This window comes from Myroides sp. ZB35 (assembly GCF_001865835.1).
GTDB lineage: Bacteria > Bacteroidota > Bacteroidia > Flavobacteriales > Flavobacteriaceae > Flavobacterium > Flavobacterium odoratimimum.
Map to the genome: position 1 here is coordinate 4,058,446 of NZ_CP017769.1, position 6,565 is coordinate 4,065,010.

Genomic DNA, 6,565 nt, shown 5'->3' on the forward strand with positions numbered 1-6,565 from the left:
AATGAAAAAGTCGATTATATTTTTATCAATAGCTACAAGTATTCTATTCTTTAGCTGTAAAAATGCTGAAGAAGACCATTCTGGTCATGATCACGAAAACGAAAAAACAGAGAGTACTACAAAAACAGAAGCGAAAGAAGAATCTGCTAATAAAGAGGTAGAGCTCAACCAAGCTCAATACACTGCTTCTAACATTCAACTAGGACAAATACAGCAAAAAAACTTAAGTGATGTCATTAGAGTAAATGGTAATACTGAGCTTCCTGCTCAAAGTCAGGCTGATGTATCTTCTTTTTTAAGTGGTACAATCACAAATATCAATGTGAATCTAGGAGACTATGTAAAAAAAGGGCAAACAATAGCAACTATAGATAGTCCTAAATATATTCAGCTACAAGAGGAATACCTCGTTTCTAAAAACACATTAGAATATTTAGAGCTAGAGTATAAACGTCAACAAACTCTAAGAGCAGAGAATGTCAACTCTGAAAAGACATATCAGAAGACTAAATCAGACTTAAATATAGAACGCGCGAGATACCAATCTTTAAGCAATAGACTAAGCTTAGTTAATACAGCTCCTGGGTCTATTTCTAAATCGCTGAGAATAGTATCTCCTATATCTGGTAATATAGCTACTATACCAGTCAAAATAGGTACTAATGTTATGGCGGGGCAGTCTCTATTTACTATTGTAGATAACTCTAGAATTCACTTAGATTTATTAGTGTATGAAAAAGACATGCCTTTTATCAAAATAGGACAAAAGGTCTCTTTTAACTTTACTAATATCAATAATTCAGAGGTAACTGCTACTATTTTTAGTATCAATAAATCTTTTGAACCTGGTACTAAAACCGTAATCGTACATGCTAATATTGACAATGTACCTGAGACTCTGATACCGGGACTTTATGTTAATGCATTAGTACATATCGGAGAGAGAACAGTAGATGCTCTGCCTAATGACGCGATTGTCAAAGCAGATGGACGTGAGTTTATTTTCATTCTAGAAGATGCTCATAAAGAAGAAAGCGGTATGTCATATCACTTCCAAAGAATAGAAGTCAAAGCAGGAGTATCAGAATTAGGATACTCACAGGTAACAGTCTTACAAGACATTCCTAAAGATAGTGAGATTGTACTATCTGGCGCTTACTATATTCAAAGTCACTTGATCAAAAACGAAGGAGGCGGAGGACACGCTCATTAATCTAATTATAACTAATAAAGGCTATCCTAGTGATAGCCTTTATTAGTTTATATGTCCTTATTCAATAAATTCTTAATTATAAGTTCATGAGAATTGCTTACAATACTTGTGAGGTGTTACTACTAGAAATAGAATATTCCATAAATTCAGCTACTACAGCAGGAAAAAGCTTTTATCTCTATGACGTTAATTACTCTACTCACTTATCGTTTAACAGCTTTAATCATTCTATCATTTCCTACCATATCTTTTCTTAACTCTACACCTGTGAAATCAAGAGATTCAAACAATGTTTTAGTCTCCTCTCCTAAATACTGGTTAATTTCATAGAACAACATACCTCCTGTTTGTAAGTTGTTATTGGCTAGAAGAGCTATCTTTCTATAAAATATCAGTGGATCATTATCTTCTACGAATAAAGCTAGATGAGGTTCATAATCTAATACATTCTTTTTTATTTCTACTTTTTCTAAGTTGCGTACATAAGGAGGATTAGACACTATAATATCGTACTGACTCTTCAACTTCTCTAGTTGTAATACATCTTGTAATACCGTTTCTACAGCCACTCCATTACTTACTGCATTCTGTTTTGCTATCTCTAAAGCTTTATCAGAAACATCCATTAAAGTAACTCTAGCTAGAGGTAATTCATTCGCTAGTGTTATCCCTATACATCCACTTCCTGTTCCGATGTCTAATATTCTAACAGGTTTAGATGGATTGACACTATTTATTATCCATTCTACTAATTCTTCTGTTTCTGCCCTTGGAATAAGAGTAAATTCATTCACCTTAAAGGTCAATCCGTAAAAATAGGCTTGCCCAAAGATATATTGAATTGGTTTTTCTTGTTTTAATTCTTCTAATACAGATTCCCATACTGCTACCTTATCTGTCTGCATCGTTGGATTCATAACTAGATCAATTCTAGTCTTCCCTTCTATTTCTTCTAAAGCAATCAAAAATAATTGCTCCGCTTCCACAGCATCATAAATAGGAGTTAAACTCTCTTTAAAATAGGATTGGTAGTACTTTATCTGCATAGTATTCTTTAAAAACAAATGTTTTAGTTTAATTTTGTTCAAAGATACATTATTATCAATTTTGGAAAGACACGAATTATATATTTCTCGCTGTATTCAGTTAGCACTACAAGGAACTTATGCTGCTATGCCTAATCCTTCTGTAGGAGCTGTGGTAGTACACAACAATCGCATTATCGGAGAAGGCTTCACTTCTCCTTATGGAGGTCCTCATGCTGAGCCTAATGCAATAGCATCTGTTCAGAATCAAGAGCTCCTTAAAGAAAGTACTTTATATGTCAGTCTAGAGCCATGTAGTCACTTTGGTAAGACTCCTCCGTGCTGTGACTTGGTAATCGAAAAGAAGATACCTAAAGTCGTTATCGGTACTGTAGATCCCTTTGCAAAAGTATGTGGCAGAGGAATTCAAAAAATGCGTGATGCAGGAATAGAAGTAATAGTAGGTGTATTAGAAAAAGAATGCCAAGATAGTAACAAGCGTTTTTTTACATTTCACAATCAAAAACGCCCTTATATTATCCTAAAATGGGCTGAGTCTATAGATCACTTTATCGCTCCTATACAAAGAACTACTAATAGACCTTTCTGGATATCGAATGCCTATTCTAAACAATTAGTACATCAATGGAGAAGTGAAGAAATGGCTTTCTTAGTAGGTACACAAACAGTTCTTAGTGATAATCCTTCTCTTACTACAAGAGATTGGTACGGCAAAAGCCCTATCCGTGTATTTATTGATAGAATTGGCAAAATAGACAATTCCTTTAGCATTAAAGATAATAATGTCAAAACAATCTGTATCACGGCTAATCAAGACTTAGTCTCTACTGATAATCTAATCTATGAGCATGCAGATTTTAGTCAATCTCTAGTACCACAGATTCTAGATATTTTATACAGACATCAGATTATGTCTGTTGTAGTAGAAGGTGGTACGCATACACTTCAGCATTTTATTGATGCAGAGTTATGGGATGAAGCAAGAGTATTTATTGGAAGTACTCCAATAACAGAAGGTATCCCTTCTCCACATCTTTCAGGATTTGATAAAGTAGTAAAACATCGTATTTTAGACAACGAATTAAGAATAGTATATCGCAAATAATGGCAGAAGCATTAGATTCATATAAAACAATAAGTAAACCGACAGAAGAAGTATTGTATAAAGAAAAGAATAGTAAGTTTTTTGGCTATGCTTTTCCTATTCAACGCGAAGAAGAAGTAAAAGAAATCATCGATCGCATCAAGAAAGAGCATTATAATGCGCGCCACTGGTGCTATGCCTTTCAACTTGGAGCAGAACAGGTATACTATCGTGCTAATGATGATGGAGAACCTAGTAATACTGCAGGCGCTCCTATCTATGGACAAATACAATCTTATGAGGTCACAGATATTCTAATCGTAGTGGTACGCTATTTCGGTGGTATAAAGCTGGGCGTAGGAGGACTCATCACTGCCTATCGTGCAGCAGCTCAGATGGCCATGGAAGAAGCGGAAATTATAGAAAAAACAATTGATAAGAAGTTTAAAGTTCGCTTTGAATACAAAGACATGAACAATGTCATGCGTGTAATCAAAGAAAAAGACTTAAACATTCTAAGTCAAAAAATGGAAATGAGCTGTGAAATAGAGTTATCTATACGCAAAAATGAATATGAACAAGCGCTAGCTGCTTTTGTTCCATTTTATGAAGTAAAAGTTGTCGAAGAAACGGACGAAGCATATTAGTTTCGTTCTTTACTTTCACTCAATAGTCTATTTTAGATACAATTAGCTTTTTCTCCTTTATTTGTAGTTTCAGTACTGAAAAAATACTGTTGAGTTAAATATATTATTTTTCTATTCGCGTACCTGCTTATATTTGGCTAAAAATACAGCTATGCTTTGGAAAATACTTGCAGCAATCTTTACTACCTTTCTCATTATTTTTCTTTATTTTTTCTTCTTAGGAAGTCAAGATTTTGATGACACGACGATTACACAAAAGGAAGTAATCTTTACTTCACAAGGAGAGGAATTGTCTGCCACTTTATTTCTACCTAAAAAAGAGTTTTTTAAAACTGCTCCTATCGCTATTTTTATTCATGGAGATGGCCCACAAAACAAGACCTCTAACTCAGGCTACCTTCCTTTAATACATCATCTAGTAGATCAAGGAATTGCTGTATTTACCTGGGACAAGAAAGGTATAGATAAAAGCAAAGGAAATTGGTTAAACCAATCCATCACGGACAGAGCTGTAGAAGCTAAAGATGCTTTTGACTTTCTAGTACATGACAAAGGAATTGCTCCGAATAGAATTGGATATCTAGGTTTCTCTCAAGGAGGCTGGGTCATTCCAAAAGCAGCTATCCTTACTAAGCCTGCTTTCTCTGTTATCATCGGAGGAGCCGTTAATTGGATGGATCAAGGTTATTACTATACAACTAAACGCTTAGAGGAAGAAGGATACTCAGAACAAGAAATAAAACGAAAAGCAGACTCTATACAGCAAGCAGATTATAAACTATTCACTGATTTTAATGATTGTACAATTAAAGAATCAGAAATAGAAAAAGATAGATTCTTATTCATTGCTAGAAATCTCAAAGCTGATTCTTCTGTTGATTTACAAAATATGCAAGGTCCTCTATTAGCCTTATGGGGAAGTGATGATCTTAATGTCCCTGCTGGTACCAATGCTCAACTTTATCAACAATATACTTCTAATAGAGAATCAGACACTACCACTATCAAAGTATATCCAAGAAGTACACATGGTCTACTAAATGCAAAGTTATTCAACTATCAATTAGATGCGCAATGGCCTGAATGGAAAAAGTGGTTATTTGTCTTCCAAGGTCGTAAAGCTTATAGTAAAGATGCTTTATTTGATATCTCTACTTTTATACTTAAGACCAATAAAAAAACTGAATAATAGCGTACTATTACTCAGTTTCTATAATAATATCATGATATGATTCTACATTAAAATCATTATTCTTCTAAATCCATAAACCCTAAGAAATCAATATATTCTTGAGCTAAATAAAGTTTAAAACCTTCTGTGCGCTCTACTTTTATTTTTTCAAAACTAGGCTGAGCTACTACGTAGTAAAGAAATGCCTCTAAACGTTCTTCAGGAATTTTAAAATCCTCTAACAGTTCTTCTCTAGTGTAGTCATCTAAGAACTGCTGCACTTTTATATCTAATTTTTCATAAAGAATCGCCTGTTTATCTCTTTTCTTTTGACCAGATATCATATTAACTAAGGCATCTAAACTAATTCCCATTCCATAGTTAGATGTTGAGGAAAAAACAGTATTATTCTTTTTATAACGTTTCTCTGCTGCTGTAAGGTTTTTATTAGGAACACCTTCAAAGAAGTCATCACCAAAATCTTTGCGAACAATGATAATCTCATCTAAGGACTGCCCTTTTTTAGTCATTAGTACATTAAACCTACTGGCATTCAAATCTTCTTTGCCAATGATATAATTAACAGAAGCTAACTTCTTATCAGAAAAACGAATAGTATCCCCTACAGCTGCATCCATGATAAAATACCCACGTCCATCAGCTTTAGTCACTTCTTTACTTCTTTTATTTTCAATAGTAACAGGAACTACATTTCCATCATATAAACGTACACGACCATCTAACAACTTTGGTTCTTGTGCATACGTCCCTATTGATAAAAGTGTACCTAGGCTCATCAGCCAATATACTGGTTTCATAATTTATAATCTTTTGTGTAAATATAAATATTTGTTTTAAGTAATGCTGTACCTAATTTGTCTTTTTTACCATTAAAAGACAACTAACAAAAACAATTGTTCAACTAGATTATTTTTATTCACTCTAAAATGACTGCTATTTTTCTAACATTTGTATTTTATCAACAACATAATCTGGTGCAGCCATTGGTCTTCCTGTTTCCATATTCACAAACACTAAAACGGAATTACCTGTTGTTAATAAATCGCCTTTTTCGTTATATAGTTCATAATCAAATTCTATCTTCACAGAACTAAGTTTTTTAAAGATTGTACGTATGGTTAAATCGTCATCGTAGAAGGCTGATTTCTTATAATTCATAGTTAACGATACCACAGGTAACATAACACCAAGTTCCTCCATTTTCTTATACGATATACCTAAGTTCCTCAACCACTCAACTCTCCCAATTTCAAAGTATTGCGCATAGTTACCGTGATATACAACGCCCATTTTATCTGTCTCCGCATAACGTACGCGAACCTTATAATCAAAATATTTCATAATCTTTCTAATAAACTTGTGAGTTATTTTTTTTCTTATACT

The 6,565-nt window shown here is 33.6% G+C and carries 7 protein-coding genes; 4 read left to right on the forward strand and 3 right to left on the reverse strand.

All coding sequences use genetic code 11. The annotated features are described in order from the left end of the window. Position 1: 1 nt before the first annotated feature. The gene (locus BK054_RS18040; protein ID WP_039330321.1) at positions 2–1,213 is read left to right on the forward strand and encodes an efflux RND transporter periplasmic adaptor subunit; all 1,212 of its coding nucleotides are present in this window, start codon (positions 2–4) and stop codon (positions 1,211–1,213) included. 203 nt (positions 1,214–1,416) lie between these two features. On the opposite strand, the gene prmC is transcribed toward BK054_RS18040, so the two are convergent. Continuing rightward, positions 1,417–2,259 carry a peptide chain release factor N(5)-glutamine methyltransferase gene (gene prmC, locus BK054_RS18045; protein ID WP_006258578.1) on the reverse strand — a complete coding sequence of 281 codons (843 nt, stop codon included), beginning with the start codon at positions 2,257–2,259 and terminating at the stop codon, positions 1,417–1,419. Between the two features lie 34 nt (positions 2,260–2,293). Between prmC and ribD the strand changes: the two genes are divergently transcribed. From ribD to BK054_RS18060, 3 genes are all read left to right on the forward strand, one after another. Further along, positions 2,294–3,364 carry a bifunctional diaminohydroxyphosphoribosylaminopyrimidine deaminase/5-amino-6-(5-phosphoribosylamino)uracil reductase RibD gene (gene ribD / locus BK054_RS18050; protein WP_006258580.1) on the forward strand — a complete coding sequence of 357 codons (1,071 nt, stop codon included), beginning with the start codon at positions 2,294–2,296 and terminating at the stop codon, positions 3,362–3,364. Further along, the gene (locus BK054_RS18055) at positions 3,364–3,990 is read left to right on the forward strand and encodes an IMPACT family protein (RefSeq protein ID WP_006258582.1); all 627 of its coding nucleotides are present in this window, start codon (positions 3,364–3,366) and stop codon (positions 3,988–3,990) included. Before ribD ends, BK054_RS18055 begins: the two co-directional genes overlap by 1 nt. 151 nt (positions 3,991–4,141) lie before the next feature. Next, positions 4,142–5,179, forward strand: a complete 1,038-nt coding sequence (locus tag BK054_RS18060; RefSeq protein ID WP_058699672.1) for an alpha/beta hydrolase family protein — start codon at positions 4,142–4,144, stop codon at positions 5,177–5,179. A 59-nt stretch (positions 5,180–5,238) separates the two neighbouring features. On the opposite strand, the gene BK054_RS18065 is transcribed toward BK054_RS18060, so the two are convergent. Together BK054_RS18065 and BK054_RS18070 are read right to left on the reverse strand one after the other, a co-directional pair. Continuing rightward, a complete protein-coding gene (locus tag BK054_RS18065) occupies positions 5,239–5,979 on the reverse strand; it encodes a hypothetical protein (protein WP_006258584.1) in 741 nt (246 codons plus the stop codon). A 136-nt stretch (positions 5,980–6,115) separates the two neighbouring features. Then, positions 6,116–6,523: an acyl-CoA thioesterase gene (locus BK054_RS18070; protein ID WP_006258585.1), complete on the reverse strand. Its 408-nt coding sequence runs from the start codon at positions 6,521–6,523 to the stop codon at positions 6,116–6,118. Positions 6,524–6,565: the final 42 nt, after the last annotated feature.

What these genes read in the sequence shown, in the direction of transcription:
- BK054_RS18040 (WP_039330321.1), top strand. Translation starts at nt 2, where the DNA reads ATGAAAAAGTCGATTATATTTTTATCAATAGCTACAAGTATTCTATTC.
- prmC (WP_006258578.1), bottom strand. Translation starts at nt 2,259, where the DNA reads ATGCAGATAAAGTACTACCAATCCTATTTTAAAGAGAGTTTAACTCCT.
- BK054_RS18055 (WP_006258582.1), top strand. Translation starts at nt 3,364, where the DNA reads ATGGCAGAAGCATTAGATTCATATAAAACAATAAGTAAACCGACAGAA.
- BK054_RS18060 (WP_058699672.1), top strand. Translation starts at nt 4,142, where the DNA reads ATGCTTTGGAAAATACTTGCAGCAATCTTTACTACCTTTCTCATTATT.
- BK054_RS18065 (WP_006258584.1), bottom strand. Translation starts at nt 5,979, where the DNA reads ATGAAACCAGTATATTGGCTGATGAGCCTAGGTACACTTTTATCAATA.
- BK054_RS18070 (WP_006258585.1), bottom strand. Translation starts at nt 6,523, where the DNA reads ATGAAATATTTTGATTATAAGGTTCGCGTACGTTATGCGGAGACAGAT.